This is a genomic window from Ochrobactrum sp. WV_118_8 (assembly GCF_039631535.1).
In the GTDB taxonomy this organism is placed as follows: Bacteria; Pseudomonadota; Alphaproteobacteria; order Rhizobiales; family Rhizobiaceae; genus Brucella; species Brucella anthropi.
This window is the reverse complement of record NZ_JBDIUZ010000001.1, coordinates 1,930,244-1,946,902: the sequence shown is the minus strand read 5'-3', so window position 1 is coordinate 1,946,902 and position 16,659 is coordinate 1,930,244. Positions and strand designations below refer to the sequence as shown.

Genomic DNA, 16,659 nt, shown 5'->3' with positions numbered 1-16,659 from the left:
ATACTGATAGACTACGTTTAGTGCTGTCAGCTCGATCGATAGGCCTGAAGCCCCTGGGGCGCGAAGCTTCCCACATTGCGTAGCGCTTCAGGGCTTCAGGCAGGGCGCCAGCATTATTGCCAGCGATTTCAATGGTAATAGCCACGACCGCGAATGTTGGAATGAGTGGGCAGTGGCTTTCTGACTTCCTCGGCCGGGCTTGCCCGGTCGAGACCCGCCTGCAGAATGGAACGGACGGAGGTGTAGGTCAGCGCATTGATGACAAGCGCCCGCTCGCAGGCGGCGTCGAGGCGATCATGCTCGTAGCGCCGGGCAAGGGAAAGAATGCCGAGCGCCGCACGGTATCCCTGTTCGGGATGTGGTTTGTCGCGGATGACCCGTTCAACGAAGATACCTGTGTTGACGCTGATCTTGCTGGCATCCCGGATCAGGCTTGCCGCATTCATCCCGGCATGCCGCTGATGGGATTTGGGCATATGCTCCTTCACCGTGACGTGCCCGTTGCGCTCGGAACGACGGCGATGAGATGCGACCCGCTTGTGGTTAAAGAATATTTCGACCACTTGATGTGTGAGGCGCACGGTAACCTTTTTGCCGATCAGTTGGTGCGGTACCGAATAGAAGGTTTTGGCTACATCAATATGGTAATCGGGGTGAACCTTCGCCGATTTCCACTCCGCATATTCGAAGTCTGTCGCGGGCAGTGGAGCAAGAGCAGTGCGCTCAAGCTCCTCGAACAATTCGCGCCGGGATTTGCCGTAATGGCGCATGGGGCGGTTGTTGATATCTTCCAGAAGCTTGCCAATGGCGGCATTCAGGTCCTCCAGTGAGAAGAAAGTCTGATTGCGAAGCCGTGCCAGAATCCAGCGCTCGGTGATTAAAACCGATCCCTCGATTTTTGCCTTATCCCGGGCCCGTCTCACCCGTGTCGGTAATACGGTCGTGCCATAATGTTCGCTAAACGCTTCGAAGGTCGCGGTGATCGTTGGCTCGAACCATAGGGCAACTGCGACACCGGATTTGAGGTTATCGCAGACAATGGCCTTCGTCACACCGCCAAAATAGATCAGCGCCCGCTTTTGCCCTTCGATCCAGTCTGGAAGTTTCTGGCTCTCGCTGGCATAGGAGAAGGCCAGATTGGACGCGGGAAGAACCGCGACAAAGATCTGTGCCTGACGGATCTCTCCGGTTTTCGGATTGATGAGCGGCACCGTCTGGCCCGCATAATCCGTCTGCATGGTGGCTCCGACCTCATGCCGATTGCGATAGGTCGGGGACAGCCTCTGCTCAAAAGCTGCAAAATTCGTGCAGAACCACGTGTATCCATAACCATCAGGATGCGCCGTGCGATACTCCTGCCACAGAAGGGTCAGCGTCACGCCCTTACGCTTCAGTTCCCGCGAAACATACGCAAAATCCGGTTCCTGCGTATCCTGGGCTGGCCGGCCGGCCTGTTTGAACAACAGTCTCTCAAGCTGGATGTCATCATCATAGGCAGCAGGTATCGGCCACATGCAAATACCTGCCTGCCGAGCCCGGTGCAGATAGGTTGAAACCGCAGTCTTCCCAATGCGAAGTCGCTCTGAAACCTCGCGAACCGACAGCCCCTGTTCGAAGGTCAGTCGTAATATTGAACGAATATCTCTCATCGTAATACGCTTTGCTTGCTTCCGTCTTGGCATCGTTCCTCCTGGTGAAAACAGGAAGAAAATCATGCGCAATCGGCACCTGCAAAAACGCGCGCGAACTGTCCGCACATTACTGAAATCGCTGTCCGCGAATTACCGTAATGGCTGTCCGCATATTACTGAAAAAGGTGTCCGTGAATTAGTGAAACCCGCACACTAGCCTCGATGTCGACTTCCGTGAACGCTACCCCCTTTTTTGTAAGCAGCGCTTTCGCTCTGCGGCAGTATGGGCACCAACTCGTGACATAGAGGAGGACTTCTGGCTTCATTTTGCATCTCCAATCGTTGACGCGTGACGTGAGTCCTTCGCGGCAGAACCTAAGTATCACCGCGACTCTCGAACGGCTGGGAGCGAGGGCGCAAAACTACGTGACGGCTGATTTGAGGCAGGCCGCAAGATCCAGGTCATCACGCAGCCATTTTCCTGACCGCATCCAGCACCCGGTCTTGCCGGTATGGCTTGGAGAAGAATGGAATATCCGCTGGGACAACAGCTTCTTCCGGCCACGGCCTTCCGGACGTGATTATGATCTGAATGGTCGGCCATTTGTTTCGAATACGGATGGCTAGCATGATGCCGTCGATGCCGCCCGGCATGTCCACGTCGGTGAAGACGACCCGGATGTCGCGCCGTTCTTCCAAAGCCACGAGCGCAGCAGAGGCATCTGATGCTTCCAGCACTTCGAAGCCGGCTTCTTCAATCATGTCCGATGCAAAGAGACGGAGAAGTGGCTCATCTTCCACGACAAGCACGACTGGTTTGTTCATTCCACACACGTACTCCATCAAGCCTGGACCAACTGGCGCATAGAGGCATGCAGGTCCGCCGCGAGGCCTTCTGGATCGAAGCGAAGATCGACGCCACCAGTACCGACCAAACCAATGCTGATTAGCTTTGAGCCGAAGCCTTTACGCGTCGGCGGCACAACGGGAGGTCGGCCCCTCTCTCGCCACTCGATCTTCAGCAGATCGCCGTCCTGGCTGTCTTTGACGCCCCAAGACAGCGACACCTTCCCATAGTCATTCGTCAGAGCGCCGTATTTGCAGGCGTTCGTCAGAAGTTCGTGCACGATGAGGGAAAAGGACAGCGCCGCTCTTGGCCCTAGCGCCACGGGCAATCCGGTCATTCTAACCCGATCCGAAAATCCGATCGCGTCTATGACGGTCGCCGCAACAGCTTGGAGATCAGCCTGTGTCCAGCTTGTCTGGAGCAGGGCGTCGTGTGCTGCGCTCAACGCCATCAGCCGGCGCTCGAAGGCATAAACAGCATCGCGGTCGGTGACGGTTCGCAAGGTTTGGCTCGCGATAGCCTGAACCATGGTGAGCGTATTCTTCAGGCGATGCGCGATTTCACCATTTACGATGTGCTGGCGCTGCTCGGCACGATGCCGAGCGACCCCTGCTTCAAGTCGGTCTGCAGCGCTCCGCAAGAATGCAATCTCTTCGGCAGGCCATAGCCGGGGGGTGCCGCAATGCACAAAGAAAACGGCAATTGTCTTGCCCTGATCGCGCACTGGCATGTCGATCACTGCGCGAATACCAATACGCAACGCGCCATCGAGATTGTGCAGCGCGCGCTCGTCAGACAGGGCGTCCCTAACTATCAGAGGGTCGCCATCGACAAGTGGCTTGTGCAAACTCCCAAACTCGTCAAGCCGGTGTCGACCGGCGATGCTCATCACACCCGGTGCGGTCCAGTGTGTTTCAACGTTGATCGTCTCAACGTCATGGTCGACGGTTCCAAACCCGGCTCGGTCCGTGGCGAGGGTCCGACCAACGATGGCAGAGGTGCCAGACGTCATCTCCTCTGTGCCGCTACTGCTGCGGATTACCTCACCGATCTCAACAAGAGCGGTCTGGAGTTCAGTTAGGCGCTCGCTAGCCTTGGCGATTCGACGCAGTTCGAGATTCTCGCTGGCGAGACGGGCAAGCGCCTGGAGCATCGCCCTTTCCATCTCGCTCAGCCCTGCCGGCCGCGGAGCTGTATCGATAACACACAGCCGACCGACTACCGCCCCGGATCGAAGGACAAGCGGCGCGCCAGCATATGCCCTGAAGTGCTTTTCGCCGGTGACAAGTGGATTGCGTTTCGTTCGCGCATCGGCTGTCAAATCGACGATCTCTAGGAGGTCGCCTTTATCGATGTCGATCCGACAGACCGAATGTTCGATATCCGTCTCGCACACGTCGAGCCCGTACTTGGCCTTGAACCATTGTCGGTCTGTGTCGAGAAGCGTAATCAGAGCGATAGGAACGCCACAGGCCTTGGCCGCAACGAACACGAGATCGTCGAAGGACTGCTCGTCCGGTGTGTCGAGAACCATGAGTTCAGCAAGCGCCTTCGCTCGCTGAACCGCCCCCACGTCGGCCGCACTGGCGCTCAGGCTCAGCACGTCAATGTCCTTGCACGCGAGGCGGCCACTGCCGCGCCGATGTCCCAGCCTCACGCGTCACTGCAGCATCGCCACCTTCGACGATGAGGACAATCTTGCCTTGAATATGACCCGCCTCAGCACGCTCGTGGGCGGCAGCCGCTTCCGAGAGGGGGTACGTGCTATCGACCGCGACGCGAACGGTCCCGCTGTCCAGCAATCGGCCTAACTCGGCGAGTTGGGCTCCGTTGGATCGGACCTGTGTTGCAGAGACCGTAACGCCAAGGTTAGCGGCTTCATCGTGTCCCTCGAAGCCAAGCGGAAAGATTGGAAAAAGCGCGCCGCCGCGACGTATCGAACGCAAGAAGCGACTGGCTGTCGGGCCACCTACTGCATCGACGACGAGGTCCACCTCGCGCACCGAGTCTTCCGCCTTGATTTTCGTGTAGTCGATGAATTCGTCGGCGCCGAGATCGCGCAGAAATGTCTCGTGTCGGCTTGACGCGACAGCTATCACGCGCGCGCCCTTGTGTTTTGCTAACTGCAGTGCGAGGTGACCGACACCGCCGCCGGCGCCATTGATCATGACGCTTTTGCCTTCCAACGGGACCGGGTCGTGCCTCCCGGGCTGCAGGGGATTGGGTTCGCTATGACCCAGCTCTATCAGGTACTGCCACGCGGTCAGTCCCGACATCGGCGCTGCAGCGGCATGAACATGGTCGAGGCCGCGAGGTTTTAGCGCCAGATCTGATGCCGGTGCCGAAACGTACTCTGCATATCCCAGGCTTTCGCCAAAACTTGGGAATCGGATCATTCCAAAAACTTCGTCACCCGGCGAAAACGCTGTGACATCTGAGGCGACAGCCTCAACGATCCCAGACACGTCCGAGCCGGGTATGGCCGGCAACTCGATCGACGGTCTCCACTCGGGGGGCAGCGCCTTGTACCCTTCTCTGAGATACCAATCTGGAGGATTGAGGCCAGCCGCATGCACTCGGACGAGAACCTCGCCTGGCCTGACGGCGGGCTTTGGAGCATCCTCGTAGCGGAGTACGCCGGGAGCACCGAATTCGTGGAAGCGGATTGCCTTCATCAATATCCTCCGGTCAAACGCGTTCAAGAAGAGCAACGGTGCCCTGGCCGCCGTCAGCGCAGATGCTGACGATCCCTCGCGACCCAACCGGCAGGGCCCACAGTTCCTTCACCGCTTGGCTAAGATCGCGCGCGCCGGTCGCCCCGAAGGGATGTCCGATGGCTACCGAACCGCCATTGGGGTTGACTCGATTCCAATCGAACTCGCCCATGGCGGCCTCGACGCCGGCCTTTTCGCGTACCCAATCCGGATCGGCGATGGCCGCGACATTGGCCAACACCTGGGCAGCGAACGCTTCGTGGATCTCCCACAGAGCGATGTCGGAGAAGCCGAGGCGATGCCGCGCGAGCAAGCGCGGTATCCCGTAGGAAGGCGCCATCAGGAGCCCTTCCGAATGGAGGTCGACTGCCGACACTTCGTAGTCGACGAGCCGCGCGAAAGGCGTACCGGCAGGGAGTCTCCTCAGACCCGCGTCGTTGGCAACCCAGCAGCCGGCCGCTCCATCGGTGATGGGGGAACTGTTGCCGGCCGTCAGGCTGCCCTGTCCGCTCTCCCGATCAAAGGCTGGCTTTAGGGCGGCGAGGCGCTCGGCAGACGTATCTGCTCGCGGGTTCGCGTCGCGCGCCAACTCCGGCAGAGAGATGACAAGGTCGTCGAAGAAGCCGTTGTCCCAACCGGCGACGGCTCGCTGGTGGCTCTTCAGAGCCCAGTCGTCCTGAGCTTCGCGCGAGACACGCCAAGCTTTGGCGGTCTCTTCCATGTGATCGCCCATCGTCCGACCGGTGATACGGTTGGCCCACCCCTTGGTTGGGAGCACGAAGTCGCGCGGCGTCAGCGATTGCAGCGCCGAAAGTGCCGCGGCCGGATCCTGCCCGAACAGATCGGTCAATCGCTTGGATGCTTCAGCGGTTAAGGCGAGCGACGGCCTGCTCATGACCTCTGCGCCGCCGACCATTGTCAGGTCTGTCCCGCCACCAAGTAGTCCTGCCGCAGCGAAGGTTGCAGTCATGCTGGTCGAGCACGCTAGGACAACGGAGAACGCGGGGATGCTGGGGTTGAGCTTGGCGTCCAGCCAAACTTCCCGAGCGATGTTGCTCCATCCCAGGTTGGGTATGACGGTTCCCCAAACAGCCAGATCGGGCTCGGCTAAATTCGCCATCGCATGAACCACGGGCACGGATAACGAGACCGCGTCGTAGTTCGCCAACGCCCCGCTACCTCGACCGAAGGGTGTCCGCAGCCCAGCCGCGACGAAAACAGGTTCAGCAAAGCGACTCATACTGATCTCCTGGGAATCGGAAAAAGAAGGATGAGCGTGGGCGGTTCGCTGCGTTTAACCACCATACCGCTCAGTCTTGATGATTGAGGGGTCGAGGCCTGCCGAGAGCGCACCGTCCGTTGCGATGTTGACGAAGCCGTTGGAGCCGCAGACGAACACCTGCGAAGGGTTTCGGCCGAGACGGGAGATTGTCTCCTTGACCATCAAGCCGTCGATGCGCCGATCAAAGTCCGACGCGCGCAAGGGCGCCTCGCGGGTGATCGCCAGCGCCAAGCTGAATGCTGGATCGTCCGTTTCAATTGAGTGCAGTTCCCTGGAGAACAGCACGTCTTGGGCGGTCCGCGCCGACAGGAGCAATGCAACTGGGACCGTCTGCGCTAGGGATCGGCGCTGGCGGATCATCGACATCAGCGGCACCACGCCGGAGCCCGCCCCAATCAGTAGGACTGGCTCGTCGGCAGGCTCCGGCCATAGGAAATGGCCACCGAGCGGCCCACGGAGTTCGATCTCGTCGCCGGTTGCTGCGATATCATGGAAGAACGGTGAGACCTCGCCATCGTGAAGGCGCTCGATGGCAAGTTCAAGGATCGGAGATGAAGTGGGCGACGAGGCGATCGAATAGCTTCGCATCGCGGTGTAGCCGTCGGGCGCGGTCAGACGGACATCGACGTGCTGGCCCGCGACATGAGCGAACGGGTTCCCCAACCGCAGGAAGAAGCTCTTGATACTCGGAGTCTGTTGGACGATTTCTTCGATGAAGCAGGACTGCCAAAACGCGGGTTGCGCGCCGATCTCAGTCATGGGTGTATCTCTGCTCGCGCCAAGGATCGCCGTAGATGTGGTATCCACGCAGCTCCCAGAAGCCGGCTTCATCACGCGTTGTGAATTGCAGCGCGTTCACCCATTTTGCGGACTTCCAGAAGTATAGGTGAGGAACGAGGAGGCGCGCCGGTCCTCCATGATCGCGTGGAAGTGGCTGGCCCTCGTAGTTCAGAGCGATCATCGCCTTCCCCGACAACATGTCGGCCAAAGGAACATTCGTCGAATACCCGTCGTAGCAATGCGCCAAGACGAAGTCGGTTGGCCGCTCAATCCCTGCTGCCGCAAGGATGTCCTCGATGAGCACGCCCTCCCATGCAGTATCGAGCTTGGACCAGGACGTCACACAGTGAATGTCTTTGGTCACCTTCGTTTTAGGCAGGGCGTTGAACTCGCCCCAATTCCAGACCTTAATGGGTCTCGGGCCGATCTTGACCGTGAACTTCCAGTCGGATGTCTCAATGCGCGGCGTCGGTCCCGCTGTCAGAACCGGAAAATTTTCAACGAGGTGCTGACCAGGCGGGATTCGGTTCGAGTGGTCGCCGCCTGAACCGCGGCCGGTAAAACCTCTGGTGACCATGTCGAACCCCCTTGCTTGTCACGACAGACCGGAGCCGGGTTCATTACAGACTATTAGGTACAACAACTTCGCGCAAGCAAAGGTCGAGCTTTCCGATAGGCTGAATCTTGGATCACCGGCGTGTTCTACGATACAACAATAGTTTCGCCCGCTATGAGCTGCGACGATTGCATAGATACTATAGCGGCATATCGCCAAGTTTGACCAATGCCTGTTCGCTATAGTTTCGATAGCTTTTTGCAAGAGTCGCAACTGCGTTCCCCTCGGCAAACTGCCAGGGTATGCTCCCTCGCGCACACGCTTCGCTGCGAGCGTGGATGCGCGCTGCGCGACAATGAAAGATCGAGATGACCATCCAGACCGAGATCATCGGTGCGCTCAACGTCTCCGTTTCATTCGACGCGCGACGTGAGACGGTAGGCCGGACCAGGTTTCTTAGCGACTACCTGGAGAGATCGGGTCTTCGCGCATTCATCCTGGGCATCAGTGGAGGTATCGACTCTCTCACTGCAGGTCTGCTTGCGCAGTCGGCTGTGAGGACACTGCGCGAGCGCGGTTACGACAGTGCATTCGTGGCAGTCCGATTGCCATACGGCACGCAGGCCGACGAAGCCGACGCGCAACTTGCCCTGCAAGCGATCAAGCCCGACCGAACAGTCACGATCGATGTGAAACCGGCGACGGACAATATCTGGCAAGAGGTGTTGAATGCTGGTCTCGCCCCCGCAGATTCGAGCGAACGCGATCTCGTTCTCGGGAACATCAAGGCGCGTCAGCGCATGGTGGCGCAATTCGCACTTGCAGGCAGCTTGCGGGGTTTGGTCATCGGGACGGACCATGCTGCGGAGGCGGTGATGGGATTCTTCACTAAGTTCGGCGATGGAGCAGCCGACCTCTTGCCGCTAGCGGGCCTGAACAAACGGCGCGTGCGCGCGATAGCATCGTACTTAGGCGCACCGGCAAAGCTGATCGGCAAGGTTCCTACCGCAGACTTGGATGATGGCGCGCCGTTGCGACCGGACGAGGATGTCTATGGCGTGACCTACGACCAAATCGACGATTTCCTCGAAGGTAAAGCCGTGAATGAGTCAGTTGCGGGGACGATCGCAAGCGCATACCGCGCGACGGCGCACAAGCGCGCGCTCCCTGTGGCGCACAGCTCGAGAAGTGGCCGTCAAGAGCGCTGAGGGAGAACCGCCCCACCAACGGGGTACGTGGTATGGAAACTATACCGAGCAGCTATTGGTATTGTGGATCGTAACAATTCATAGTTGCTGCTGCGGAAATCTTGGTTTCCTGAGGCAAGGATCGGACGAAAACTCGATCGAATCGATCAAGAGACCTCAAGCCAAAGAGCGCAGATCAGGACAGCAGTTCGCCTGCCGCCGCAATGCTCGGCCAGACATCGGGCTTCTGCATTGAGGTTGGAGAAAGCGGATGAGCGCTACCGGAGCACAAGCGCCCGAGCTTCGTGTGCAACATTGGATCGGCGGAGACGGACACCGCCTTGACGTGCCCCTCAAGCTCTCAGACATCGGTAGCGGACCGAAGATTCTGTTCGCGTTCCAGCACTGGTGCCGTGGTTGCCATTTGCATGGCTTTCCCACGCTTCAAAGATTGCATGGGGCGTTGGAATCCAGAGGCGTCGGGTTTGCGGTCGTCCAAACGGTTTTCGAAGGCGCGCAAGAGAACACATTCGAAAAACTGCGCGTCAATCAGCTCCAGTACGGCTTACCTGTCGCCTTTGGTCACGACGAGCCACCACCAGGTGCACCGTTCCCAACGCTCATGGGGGATTATCATACCCGGGGAACGCCTTGGTTTGTGGTGATCGATGCCGATGGCTACATTGTCTTCTCTGACTTCCATCTAGAAGCAGATCGTCTTGTGGCGGAACTGGAGCGGGCGTGACGCTATGCCGCGTTGGCTGATCCTCACCGGGACTCACATCCTCGTCATGTCCATAGGCTTCGCCGGTGGGATCTATCTGCTGCCGATCCTGACTGCGCCGCCTGCGCCCACTGAAGCCGCGCTCCAGAGTTCTGCTTCGAAAGCGGTCTACGTGGGGCGGTTTGCACGCGATCTTAAGGGCAGTGATCTACTGCACTGGGGTGACGGAGAGGTTCGTGTCGCGCCCGATCGGATCGTGCACCTTGGGCGTCTGTCTCCTGGTCCGGATTACAAAGTCTACCTCGCGCCCCGGTTTGTAGACACCAAACAGGACTTCCTTGAAGCCAAAGGCTCTTCAGTTCTGCTGGGAGATGTGAAGACCTTCGCTGGGTTCATCGTGGCGGTGCCAAGAGGCGTCGACGTTGACGATTACAGCGCAGTTGTCATCTGGTGCGAGGCGTTTGATCAATTCATCAGCGCTGCGGAGTATCGAGTTCCGCGACAGGCTCTGAAATGAGCCAGGCATTGGACAACGTGAAGGCTGCTTGCACGCGTGGTCTCGTCCTCGCGCCAGTAGCCGCCTTGCTGTTGAGCGTCGCCATCTTGCTGCTCGGCAACGGGCTGCTGGGCACGCTCTTGATCGTCAGAGCTGGTCAGGAGGGCTTCTCGGCCGCCGCGATCAGCGCGATGATGTCGTTCTACTTCGCAGGCTTCACGATTGGCGCGCTGGTTTTGCCTCGCATCATTGTGTCGGTGGGGCACGTACGGACCTTCGCCGGCTTTGCGGCGATCGCATCGATGACCGCCCTTCTCCATGTAGCGTTCGTAAATCCGGTAGCTTGGATGCCGCTTCGGCTCGTGACCGGCTTCGCATATGCGGGAATGATCCTCGCAACGGAAAGCTGGCTCAATGCCCACGCGGTTCAATCCACACGCGGTCAGCTTTTGTCGATTTTCGGCGTTGTCTCCATGGGTTCTTGGGCGACCGGACAGGCGCTCCTCAACATCGCTCCACCCGCCGATGTTACACTTTTCCTCATCGTCTCGCTGCTGATATCTGCCGCAGTGGTTCCGATCACTCTACTCCCCAGTCATTCGCCGGCCGACGTACGGCACGAGTCGGTTGCATTCAGGGATCTCTTTTCTGTTTCGCCCTTGGCGTCGATCGGCGTCTTCTTGGCCGGGCTGGCCATAGGCGGCTTCTGGGGCATGGGGCCTAATTTCGCGCAAAGGATTGGTCTCGACGTCGCCGGCATCTCCGCCTTCATGGCCGCGGTTCTCGGAGGAACGCTTGTGTTGCAATGGCCGCTCGGTTGGCTCTCCGACCGGGTGTCCAGGAACCTGGTCATCGCAGGAGCGGCGCTGGCATCCGCCGTGGCAGCCATCGGCGTGTCGGTGGCGGCAGACGCCCCTTTGCCCGTCCTTCTTGCGGCGGGAGCGCTCTTCGGCGGTTTTGGCATCCCGATCTACTCGCTGTGTCTCGCCGCCGCGAACGACGACCTTCCTCCAGGGCGGCTGCTCGGCACCGCGCGAGGGCTTCTGCTGCTCAACGGGATCGGAACGGCGGCCGGACCACTTGTCGGGGGCGTGGTGATGGATCGTGTCGGGCCTGGTGGGCTGTTCGTCTATGCTGCTGTCCTGCTGACCATGCTAGCGGTGTTAGCGGGCCTACGCGGTCGCTCTCGCTCCGCAATCGAGGTAAAGGCGACACGTTGTCCGAGTACGCCGATGATCACCGCCTCTCTCGATGCGATGATACGAACCCAGGACGAGCCGCAGAGCGTTCGGAACTAGCGCTGCGGCCCCGGCGACCGTTTGCTATGAGACAGCTTCGACCTTCAGCTCTCGGCCGTTGAATTGAACCGTCTCGCCAGCCTGAGCCCCGTCGATTACCTCGAAGATCGGCGCCATCGTCGATATGCCCATAAGCTCGCGCCCATGGCAGACGAACTTGTCCGTTGACACCGCGACGACGAAGTAGCGACCCGACAACTTGATGACCGCCCCTTCTGTAACCGCCGTCTTCGGTCCGAAGTCGATTGTTCTGAGCTTGTCGAGCTTGTCGGCGTAATCGTCCAGCGTATCGTCGAGCGCCTCGGCGAAGTCGCTCGCGATCTCGGCTTGTGCCTGTTCGTCGTTCTCGATCGACTCGCTCCGATCCAAGCGAGCGGTAGAAACATAATCGAGATACTTGTCGCGAGCGCTCTGCAGAGCAGCGGTCTCCAACGACAGCATCGTTTCCCGAATGTGGTCCTTATTCCAATCCATCTGCACCTCGTTGCATTGCAATTTGAAATGATAAGCCGATCTATCGAAGCAAGCCGTTGAAAGGCCGCGTTCCGCAGCCGGCACCGTTATTCTTCGATGATGACGTCTTCGCCCTGGTAGGGGATTCTGATCAGCCGAGGATCCCGAATGATGCTGGTCACGAGCCAGACATACGTCTGTTCTGCGGTATCGAAGCCGAGAATGCTGAATGCGCCCCCGAACGGGCATGCCGGAAAATCGGGGAAGCCTTCTCGAAGAACGTAACGCTCGGGTTCGCGATCGAATTCGGCCTTATAGACCTTCCGCAGCCCATGCTTGCTCGGAACGCCTTCGTCGCCTGCAGGCGTTATCTCACGATGTTCCAGGAGGCGCTCGGAAAGATCACGGTGGCAAATCTCGTCGAACACGTCGAAGGCATCAATCAGCAAACCTTTTCGCTCGGTCGCGGGATCGGTGATCGCGTAGATGTTCGAAGCATCTTCGGCACCGTCCCCGCTTTCGAGACGCAGCGCTGCGTCGACGCGAATGGAGCATGGATCGAGCATCGATCCCAGTTCGAGATCGACTAGGTTGCCGTCCTTGACGCGGTACTCGCGGTCATAGCCCTTCGCGACGAAGGTCTGCACTGCTTCTAGAACGTCGGTCACTTGGGCGGTCATTGATGCACCTCGAGTTCACGTTGGGACGGAAGGGCGGCTGTGGACGGCGCGCGGCAGCCTGCTGGATCTAGTTGAGGCTCGCGCGCAGCGATCACAGCCACTTGGCCTTCTTGAACCGCACGAACAGGAAGAGGCAGAACATCAGCATGACACCGAGCACGACGAAGTAGCCGTAAGCCGTGTCCAGTTCCGGCATGTTCTTGAAGTTCATGCCGTATATGCCTGCAATCGCTGTCGGCACTGCGAGGATCGCGGCCCATGCCGCAAGTTGGCGTGTGACGACCCCGATTCTTTGCGCTTCGAGAAGGCTGCTGAACTCGAATACAGTGGATAGCACCTGCAGGAGGCCATCGACCATGGACTGGACACGATCAACATGGTCCGCAACGTCGTTGAAGTAGGGTCGCACCTCAGCGCTGATGCAGGGAAAGTGTCCGCGCACGAGCTTGCGCACCAGTTCGGCCATAGCGCCAAGGGTGCGCTGAAAGCGCGTCAGCTCGCATCTCAGGCCGAAGATGCGAGCAACGTCCTCTCGCCCAAGGAAGTCGTCGAGCGACCGCCTCTCCATCGCAAGTACGTCATCCTCGATCATTTCGAAGATGGGCAGATACTGATCCACGATCCGGTGAAGGATCGCGTGGAGGACGTAATCGACGCCCTTTCCGAATTGGGCGGGCGAACGCTCGAGTTGCTCTCGAAGGTTGCCCAATGCCCCGGCGTTGCCGTGGCGAACGGTGATAAGATGGTTATGGCCAGTAAAGATCGCCGTCTTGCCGTAACGTATGCGGTCCCCGACCAGCTCAGCTGTCTGGGCGACGACGTAAAGCTCGCCGTTATAAACTTCGAGCTTGGGCGGGCATATCGGGTGCATCGCGTTGTCTATCGCCAAAGGATGCAGATTATAGGTCGCCTGAAGCGCCCTCAGTTCGTTGACGGAAGGCTCGCTGAGCCCAATCCAGCAGAAGCCCGAACGGTTCTTGTCGAGCTCGACGCGTTCGTCGATAGCCACTTCTCGGATACGCCGACCCTCGTTGTAGTAATATGCAGCGATGACACTCATGCTGATCTCGCCGGCATGAGCAGCCCACGTTGGACTGCTGGGCGCGCAAGGCCGCGATCCAGCCACGCTCGGACATTCGAATGATCGCTAAACCGCAGTAGGTCGCCGGCATCGTAGGCGCCAACCAGGGCGTTCACCCAACCGAGGGTCGCAATGTCAGCAATGGAGTAGTCGTCAACGATCCAGCTGCGCCCGTCCAACTGGCGATCCAAGACGCCTAGAAGACGTCTGGACTCGTCGGCGAACCGCTGCTGAGGCCGCTTATCCTCGTAGTCCTTACCGCCCCAACGCAAGAAAAAGCCGAGTTGACCGAACATTGGGCCAATCGCCGACATCTGGAAGAATACCCAGCTTAGCGCCTCGTAGCGCTTGGCTGATGCTCTCGGGACGAGCTGGTCGGTCTTCTCGGCCAAATAAACGAGGATCGCACCGGATTCCCAAACGCCGAGCGGCTTACCGTCCGGGCCCACTGGGTCGATGATCGCAGGTATGCGGCCATTCGGGTTTAGTGAAACGAAGGCCGGATCTTTGCTTTCGTTTTTAGAGATGTCGATAAAGTGCGGCTCGTACGGCAGGCCGATCTCCTCGAGCATGATCGAGACCTTGACGCCGTTGGGCGTGGGCGCGGCGTAGAGCTGCAGAAGGTCGGGGTTGGATGCCGGCCAGCGTTGTGTGATCGGAAACGAAGAAAGGTCTGGCATGATGTGGCGATCCTAACAACTCGATGGCTGAGGAGCGGTCTGACCGCTTGATTAGCTGGGTTTCAGACCCGCACCATCAGTGGATGCGGGTCCGATGGTGCGACCCAGGGGCTCAGCCGCAATTGTCGCTGCAGTTATTCCGCTGCCGCGCCGGCCTCAGCCTGGGTGTCGCCAGCGTCTTTACGCTTCGGGAGCACCCAGTTAGCGCGCGGGAAATGGCAGGTATATCCGCCCGGCCTCTTCTCCAGATAATCCTGGTGCTCCGGCTCCGCTTCCCAGAAGTCACCCACGGGCTCGACTTCGGTGACGACCTTGCCGTCCCACAGCCCGGACGCATCGACGTCGGCTATCGTATCTTCGGCGATGCGCTTCTGCTCCTCGTCGACGTAATAGATGCCAGACCGATAGGAGAGGCCGCGGTCGTTGCCTTGGCGGTTCTTTGTCGTCGGATCATGGATCTGGAAGAAGTATTCCAGGATATTACGGTAGCTCGTCACTGTCGGGTCGAAGGTGATCTCGATCCCCTCTGCATGAGTGCCATGGTTGCGGTACGTGGCATTCGGCACGTCGCCACCGGTGTAGCCGACGCGGGTCGAAACGATGCCGGGCTGCTTGCGGATCAGATCCTGCATTCCCCAAAAGCATCCGCCAGCGAGAACAGCGCGCTGTTGCATGTTAGGCCTCCTCTACTTGGTCGAGATATTCGCCATAGCCCGCGGCTTCCATCTCATCGCGCGGGATGAATCGAAGTGATGCCGAGTTGATGCAGTAGCGCAGGCCGCCGCGGTCAGACGGCCCGTCCGGAAACACGTGGCCAAGATGGCTGTCGCCGTGCACCGAGCGAACCTCCGTCCGAACCATGCCATGCGAGCTGTCTCGCACTTCGTTCACGTGAGCCGCGACGATCGGCTTGGTAAAGCTCGGCCAGCCAGTGCCCGACTCGAACTTGTCCGTCGACGCGAACAACGGCTCGCCGGATACGACGTCAACGTAGATGCCCGCCTCCTTGTTGTCGTTATACTCGCCGGTAAAGGGCCTCTCGGTGCCGTCCTGCTGGGTGATCCGGCGTTGTTCCGGGGTCAGGCGTTCGATTGCTGCCTGCGACTTTTCAAACTTCATGGTGAATCTCCATTACTTAGTTAGAGGGTCAGGCACACTACGTTCAATTTATCACGTCGATACTCACATCAACTATCGCAGTGGCCCCAACATTAATCCAATACGTCGTGCGTATAGTTTCTATACCGCACATGCCTCTTGCTTGGCGGGTCAACTCCATTCGTATCGGGCTGCAAGCTGAGCGATTTTTCGTATCTCGACCGGTGCCGTAGATCCGGACACGGTGGCAATCACGATCTCACGCTCGATAGCGAAGCCCTCGATCGGCCTGGTGATCAAGCCGTGGGTGGTGGCCGAGCGTTCGGGCAGAATGCATACCCCCCGACCTTCGGCGACGATGCGCTGCACCCAATCATCTCGATCTGAGCGAAAGCGAGGACGTATCCGCACCTCTCGACGCGCGAAGTGATCGAGGATTTGATCGCGGCATTCGCATTTCAGTCGATCTACAAACGGGAAAGAGAGCAGGTCTTCGCCACGAACGACTTCGCACGCCGCTAAGGGGTGATCTGCAGCGCAGCCGAGCACGAAACGCTCCCGGAAGAGAGGACGCACATCAAGTTTACGATCCGGCCTGGATTCGCGAGGCAGGATGCACGCGTGATATTTGCCTGAGAGCACCTCCGACGTGTCCTCGCCCGACTGGAGCGAGTGCAGTTTGATCTCGATGGACGGCACCTCTTCCAGAGCGCTCTCGAAAAAGGCTGTGAAGGCCCTCGGGCCGACGCTGGAGGCGACAGCAACATCGAGAACGCGATGCCGCCCCATCGCCCAGTTTTCCGAGTGATGTCTTACGCTCTTCATCGCAACCAGCATTCGGCGGAATTCCAGCTCGACGTCCTGACCCAGGCTCGTTAGCCGGCTGTTCTTCCCGTCACGATAGATAAGCGGTCCACCGAGTTCCTCCTCCAGGCGGCGGATCGCTCGGGTCAGGCTTGGTTGTGACACACCACTGAGGCGAGCAGCCGCAGTGAAATTCAGCGTCTCGGCCAAGTTGATGAAATAGCTGACCTGATTGAGTTCCATAGCCCTTTGGCCTGCGCCTGACGAATGCCACCCCAGTGGACCAATCTGACTATGGCCACAGAAGTATGCGCGACGCATATAATAGTGGTTTAGGGGCTTGTCTAT

At 59.1% G+C, this 16,659-nt stretch carries 19 protein-coding genes; 4 read left to right on the top strand and 15 right to left on the bottom strand.

Features of this window, described 5'->3' with window-relative positions:
* Positions 1-128 precede the first annotated feature (128 nt).
* The 8 genes from istA to ABDF71_RS09410 all read right to left on the bottom strand — a co-directional run bounded on the left by istA (position 129) and on the right by ABDF71_RS09410 (position 7,831).
* On the bottom strand, positions 129-1,682 hold the full coding sequence (gene istA / locus ABDF71_RS09445) for an IS21 family transposase (RefSeq protein ID WP_080514310.1): 1,554 nt from the start codon (positions 1,680-1,682) through the stop codon (positions 129-131).
* A gap of 122 nt (positions 1,683-1,804) precedes the next feature.
* Entirely contained in the window at positions 1,805-1,957 is a 153-nt protein-coding gene (locus tag ABDF71_RS09440; protein WP_500061482.1) for a glutaredoxin family protein, read from the bottom strand.
* 139 nt (positions 1,958-2,096) lie between these two features.
* Positions 2,097-2,456 carry a response regulator gene (locus ABDF71_RS09435; protein ID WP_088217421.1) on the bottom strand — a complete coding sequence of 120 codons (360 nt, stop codon included), beginning with the start codon at positions 2,454-2,456 and terminating at the stop codon, positions 2,097-2,099.
* 17 nt (positions 2,457-2,473) lie between these two features.
* On the bottom strand, positions 2,474-4,081 hold the full coding sequence (locus tag ABDF71_RS09430; RefSeq protein WP_500061481.1) for a sensor histidine kinase: 1,608 nt from the start codon (positions 4,079-4,081) through the stop codon (positions 2,474-2,476).
* Position 4,082: 1 nt separating this feature from the next.
* Positions 4,083-5,153 (bottom strand): NADP-dependent oxidoreductase, encoded by a 1,071-nt coding sequence (locus ABDF71_RS09425; protein ID WP_088217419.1) that lies wholly within the window; start codon positions 5,151-5,153, stop codon positions 4,083-4,085.
* A gap of 13 nt (positions 5,154-5,166) precedes the next feature.
* Positions 5,167-6,432, bottom strand: a complete 1,266-nt coding sequence (locus ABDF71_RS09420; protein WP_088217418.1) for an acetyl-CoA C-acyltransferase — start codon at positions 6,430-6,432, stop codon at positions 5,167-5,169.
* A 54-nt stretch (positions 6,433-6,486) separates the two neighbouring features.
* Positions 6,487-7,233 carry a ferredoxin reductase gene (locus tag ABDF71_RS09415; RefSeq protein WP_088217417.1) on the bottom strand — a complete coding sequence of 249 codons (747 nt, stop codon included), beginning with the start codon at positions 7,231-7,233 and terminating at the stop codon, positions 6,487-6,489.
* On the bottom strand, positions 7,226-7,831 hold the full coding sequence (locus tag ABDF71_RS09410) for a sulfite oxidase-like oxidoreductase (RefSeq protein ID WP_088217416.1): 606 nt from the start codon (positions 7,829-7,831) through the stop codon (positions 7,226-7,228). Before ABDF71_RS09410 ends, ABDF71_RS09415 begins: the two co-directional genes overlap by 8 nt.
* A gap of 347 nt (positions 7,832-8,178) precedes the next feature.
* On the opposite strand from ABDF71_RS09410, the gene nadE reads away from it, so the two are divergent.
* The 4 genes from nadE (at position 8,179) to ABDF71_RS09390 (ending at position 11,515) form a co-directional block, all read left to right on the top strand.
* Positions 8,179-9,018 carry an NAD(+) synthase gene (gene nadE, locus ABDF71_RS09405; RefSeq protein ID WP_094514268.1) on the top strand — a complete coding sequence of 280 codons (840 nt, stop codon included), beginning with the start codon at positions 8,179-8,181 and terminating at the stop codon, positions 9,016-9,018.
* Between the two features lie 250 nt (positions 9,019-9,268).
* The gene (locus ABDF71_RS09400) at positions 9,269-9,742 is read left to right on the top strand and encodes a TlpA family protein disulfide reductase (protein ID WP_088217329.1); all 474 of its coding nucleotides are present in this window, start codon (positions 9,269-9,271) and stop codon (positions 9,740-9,742) included.
* A gap of 4 nt (positions 9,743-9,746) precedes the next feature.
* On the top strand, positions 9,747-10,238 hold the full coding sequence (locus ABDF71_RS09395; RefSeq protein ID WP_088217330.1) for a DM13 domain-containing protein: 492 nt from the start codon (positions 9,747-9,749) through the stop codon (positions 10,236-10,238).
* Positions 10,235-11,515 carry an MFS transporter gene (locus ABDF71_RS09390; RefSeq protein WP_231771191.1) on the top strand — a complete coding sequence of 427 codons (1,281 nt, stop codon included), beginning with the start codon at positions 10,235-10,237 and terminating at the stop codon, positions 11,513-11,515. The genes ABDF71_RS09395 and ABDF71_RS09390 overlap by 4 nt, the downstream gene beginning before the upstream one ends.
* A 24-nt stretch (positions 11,516-11,539) precedes the next feature.
* Here ABDF71_RS09390 and ABDF71_RS09385 read toward each other — a convergent pair whose 3' ends face one another.
* The 7 genes from ABDF71_RS09385 to ABDF71_RS09355 form a co-directional block, all read right to left on the bottom strand.
* Positions 11,540-11,989: a hypothetical protein gene (locus ABDF71_RS09385; RefSeq protein WP_088217331.1), complete on the bottom strand. Its 450-nt coding sequence runs from the start codon at positions 11,987-11,989 to the stop codon at positions 11,540-11,542.
* 86 nt (positions 11,990-12,075) lie between these two features.
* Entirely contained in the window at positions 12,076-12,648 is a 573-nt protein-coding gene (locus tag ABDF71_RS09380; protein WP_088217332.1) for a hypothetical protein, read from the bottom strand.
* 91 nt (positions 12,649-12,739) lie between these two features.
* The gene (locus ABDF71_RS09375; protein ID WP_088217333.1) at positions 12,740-13,708 is read right to left on the bottom strand and encodes a magnesium and cobalt transport protein CorA; all 969 of its coding nucleotides are present in this window, start codon (positions 13,706-13,708) and stop codon (positions 12,740-12,742) included.
* The gene (locus ABDF71_RS09370; protein ID WP_088217334.1) at positions 13,705-14,409 is read right to left on the bottom strand and encodes a glutathione S-transferase N-terminal domain-containing protein; all 705 of its coding nucleotides are present in this window, start codon (positions 14,407-14,409) and stop codon (positions 13,705-13,707) included. The genes ABDF71_RS09375 and ABDF71_RS09370 overlap by 4 nt, the downstream gene beginning before the upstream one ends.
* Before the next feature lie 134 nt (positions 14,410-14,543).
* Positions 14,544-15,083 (bottom strand): peptide-methionine (S)-S-oxide reductase MsrA, encoded by a 540-nt coding sequence (gene msrA / locus ABDF71_RS09365; RefSeq protein ID WP_088217335.1) that lies wholly within the window; start codon positions 15,081-15,083, stop codon positions 14,544-14,546.
* A 1-nt stretch (position 15,084) separates the two neighbouring features.
* The gene (gene msrB, locus ABDF71_RS09360) at positions 15,085-15,528 is read right to left on the bottom strand and encodes a peptide-methionine (R)-S-oxide reductase MsrB (RefSeq protein WP_037520575.1); all 444 of its coding nucleotides are present in this window, start codon (positions 15,526-15,528) and stop codon (positions 15,085-15,087) included.
* 150 nt (positions 15,529-15,678) lie between these two features.
* Positions 15,679-16,554 carry a LysR family transcriptional regulator gene (locus ABDF71_RS09355; RefSeq protein WP_167387108.1) on the bottom strand — a complete coding sequence of 292 codons (876 nt, stop codon included), beginning with the start codon at positions 16,552-16,554 and terminating at the stop codon, positions 15,679-15,681.
* Positions 16,555-16,659: the final 105 nt, after the last annotated feature.

Coding starts and splice junctions, on each gene's coding strand:
- istA (WP_080514310.1), bottom strand. CDS start 1,682: ATGCCAAGACGGAAGCAAGCAAAGCGTATTACGATGAGAGATATTCGT.
- ABDF71_RS09440 (WP_500061482.1), bottom strand. CDS start 1,957: ATGAAGCCAGAAGTCCTCCTCTATGTCACGAGTTGGTGCCCATACTGC.
- ABDF71_RS09435 (WP_088217421.1), bottom strand. CDS start 2,456: ATGAACAAACCAGTCGTGCTTGTCGTGGAAGATGAGCCACTTCTCCGT.
- ABDF71_RS09425 (WP_088217419.1), bottom strand. CDS start 5,153: ATGAAGGCAATCCGCTTCCACGAATTCGGTGCTCCCGGCGTACTCCGC.
- ABDF71_RS09420 (WP_088217418.1), bottom strand. CDS start 6,432: ATGAGTCGCTTTGCTGAACCTGTTTTCGTCGCGGCTGGGCTGCGGACA.
- ABDF71_RS09415 (WP_088217417.1), bottom strand. CDS start 7,233: ATGACTGAGATCGGCGCGCAACCCGCGTTTTGGCAGTCCTGCTTCATC.
- ABDF71_RS09410 (WP_088217416.1), bottom strand. CDS start 7,831: ATGGTCACCAGAGGTTTTACCGGCCGCGGTTCAGGCGGCGACCACTCG.
- nadE (WP_094514268.1), top strand. CDS start 8,179: ATGACCATCCAGACCGAGATCATCGGTGCGCTCAACGTCTCCGTTTCA.
- ABDF71_RS09400 (WP_088217329.1), top strand. CDS start 9,269: ATGAGCGCTACCGGAGCACAAGCGCCCGAGCTTCGTGTGCAACATTGG.
- ABDF71_RS09395 (WP_088217330.1), top strand. CDS start 9,747: ATGCCGCGTTGGCTGATCCTCACCGGGACTCACATCCTCGTCATGTCC.
- ABDF71_RS09390 (WP_231771191.1), top strand. CDS start 10,235: ATGAGCCAGGCATTGGACAACGTGAAGGCTGCTTGCACGCGTGGTCTC.
- ABDF71_RS09385 (WP_088217331.1), bottom strand. CDS start 11,989: ATGGATTGGAATAAGGACCACATTCGGGAAACGATGCTGTCGTTGGAG.
- ABDF71_RS09380 (WP_088217332.1), bottom strand. CDS start 12,648: ATGACCGCCCAAGTGACCGACGTTCTAGAAGCAGTGCAGACCTTCGTC.
- ABDF71_RS09375 (WP_088217333.1), bottom strand. CDS start 13,708: ATGAGTGTCATCGCTGCATATTACTACAACGAGGGTCGGCGTATCCGA.
- ABDF71_RS09370 (WP_088217334.1), bottom strand. CDS start 14,409: ATGCCAGACCTTTCTTCGTTTCCGATCACACAACGCTGGCCGGCATCC.
- msrA (WP_088217335.1), bottom strand. CDS start 15,083: ATGCAACAGCGCGCTGTTCTCGCTGGCGGATGCTTTTGGGGAATGCAG.
- msrB (WP_037520575.1), bottom strand. CDS start 15,528: ATGAAGTTTGAAAAGTCGCAGGCAGCAATCGAACGCCTGACCCCGGAA.
- ABDF71_RS09355 (WP_167387108.1), bottom strand. CDS start 16,554: ATGGAACTCAATCAGGTCAGCTATTTCATCAACTTGGCCGAGACGCTG.